Source organism: Pantoea sp. CTOTU49201 (assembly GCF_032054795.1).
Classification (GTDB): Bacteria; Pseudomonadota; Gammaproteobacteria; order Enterobacterales; family Enterobacteriaceae; genus Pantoea; species Pantoea symbiotica.
On record NZ_DAMBSA010000359.1, the window covers coordinates 2,716 to 4,918 of the forward strand.

Below are 2,203 nucleotides of genomic sequence, written 5' to 3' on the forward strand. Positions count from 1 at the left end.
CGATGGTGCACAGCACGCTGGCAGGAATGGGCATCAGCTATGTGCCGGATTTTGTCGTGGGTGATCTGCTGGAAAGGGGCGAATTACAGGAAGTGTTGTCGGGCAGTTGCGTGCGGGAGAGCCGTTTTTCAGCTATCTGGCCCGCCAGCCGTTATCTGTCGCCGCGCGTGCGCTGCTTTGTGGATTTTCTTGCGGCTCACTGGCCGGTAGTGAATCGCGTGCAGGGTTAATAATAAAAAACGGCGACATCACTGTCGCCGTTTTCATGATTAGCTGCACATCAGAACTTGTAGTTAAAGTTCGCGCCGTACAGCCAAGCTTTACCTTCAGAGTTAAAGGTATACGGGCCTTCTTTCACGGTGACTTTCTGACCGTGCATGTAAGAAATACCCAGGTCGACCGAAGCATCTTCATTGAATGCATAAGATGCACCAGCGCTCAGCCACAGACGATCCTGATCCGGGATGGAGATAGAGCGCTTATCGGCCGGAACCGGGCTGTCATCAAAGGCGATACCGGTACGGAAGGTCCAGTTGTCGTCATAGAAGTACGAGGTACCTAACGCGATGCGATAAGCATCGTGGAAGCCTTCATCCTTATAGAACAGCGTCTGGCCATTGCTGCCGGTGGCTTTCAGCTCCTGGAATTGGCTCCAGCTGGTATACGTAAGGCTATAGTGAACCGCCCATTGTGGTGCGACTTTATGGTAGCCGGACAATTCCCACATCTCAGGCAGATTCAGCGTCAGAGAACCCGGAATGGTTGAGCCGCCGGTGCCGTATGGCAGGCCTAAAAGCTGCGCCTGTGGCAGGGAGTTCACGTAACCCGGCAGGCTGCTTTTGTAATCGCCGTCAAAGTCTATTTTAACTTCTGAGCGATAGGTGAAACCGAAGCGGTTATTTTTATCTACTTCATACAAAATGCCGGCGTTCCAGCCATAACCCCATTCATCACCCTTCAAATGAGCAATTTGGGTATTAGCTGGAATACCCAGCGCGGCACCGGATTCACCGGCATAACGTTCAATTTTCGCTTTGGCGTAAACCGCATCAAAGCCGATACCGAAGCTGAAATTCTCATTCAGTCGATAAGCGGTGCTGATATTAAAGTTGCCGGTCATCAGGTCGGTTTTGCCGCCGTAACCACCTGCGGTGTAGCCATCATTAAATTCGGTTGCCAGACCATAGTTGGAGGTCGCAGACGCACCAATCCACCACTGATCGTTAATTGGATGCACGTAATGCAGATTAGGGATCCACTGATTCGGCGCAATATTCTTGGCATCAAGGCTGCGACCAGACGGGCTTTGGCCGCTAATATCAACTTCAGGATCAATATAAACCGCACCAATCGAGAAAGAAGGGCGATCCATTAACGCCATGGTTGCCGGGTTACGGCTGGCAGAGGCGGCGGTATCACCCATCGCACCTTCACCGGAATACGCACGACCTAAACCAATTGCTGAGAATTCATTCAGTTGAAAGCCCGCGGCGTAAACATGAGAACAGACGAGCGTTACTGCAGCTGCCACAGCTGACTTTGCAAACAGGTTTTTATGGTTCATGACCACAACCTCATCTAGATTTATTATTTAACGTTGTTACGTCGCGTAACAATTAGCGGCGAATTGTAGGGACTGACGTCAAAACCACATATCAGACCAGTGCGACGAGTATAGGTCCGACCTGTGTATTTGTTGCAATATTGTTTTTTAAATATTTCCGATTTGATCGATAAAATCAGATCTGCTTAACAAAATCTTAGCGGTTCGCCTTCAACATAGCTTTCAATTTTGTTCTGGATCAATTTTTAGTGTGATATTCGTCACTTAGCGGCTTGATCGTGGATGTGAAAACGCAGCAGGCGTACACTTTGCGGCAGAAAATGATCCGATTGTGTTGAATTTATCGTCAGGAGAAAACCATGACTGATGCCATTAAAAAATGTAGTGCGAACGAAACGGCCGCCTGCTGCTGCGTAGATGTGGGAACCGTGATGGACAATACCGATTGCACCGCGAGCTGGTCTGGCGTGTTTGCCGATCGTCATGCGGCAGATGCGATGCTGGCGCATTTGACGGAGCGCGCGCGTCAGGTGGAATCCGATCCCTGCGATATTCGTGCAGAATTTGCCAACGAAGGCGATGCAGTGCGCCTGTCTATCGACTTCACCTTTGCCTGCCAGGCGGAAACCCTGATTTTCC

The 2,203-nt window shown here is 50.2% G+C and carries 2 protein-coding genes and 1 pseudogene; 2 read left to right on the top strand and 1 reads right to left on the bottom strand.

What is annotated here, in order from left to right; genetic code table 11:
* A pseudogene (locus RTY00_RS19875) lies at window positions 1–230 on the top strand (LysR substrate-binding domain-containing protein); the annotation flags it as partial.
* A gap of 50 nt (window positions 231–280) precedes the next feature.
* Here the strand turns inward: RTY00_RS19875 and fadL are convergent.
* A complete protein-coding gene (fadL, locus tag RTY00_RS19880) occupies window positions 281–1,564 on the bottom strand; it encodes a long-chain fatty acid transporter FadL (RefSeq protein WP_312665726.1) in 1,284 nt (427 codons plus the stop codon).
* A gap of 359 nt (window positions 1,565–1,923) precedes the next feature.
* Between fadL and RTY00_RS19885 the strand changes: the two genes are divergently transcribed.
* Window positions 1,924–2,203, top strand: a 280-nt coding sequence (locus RTY00_RS19885; protein WP_312665728.1) for a YfcZ/YiiS family protein, incomplete at its 3' end; no start/stop codon positions are given.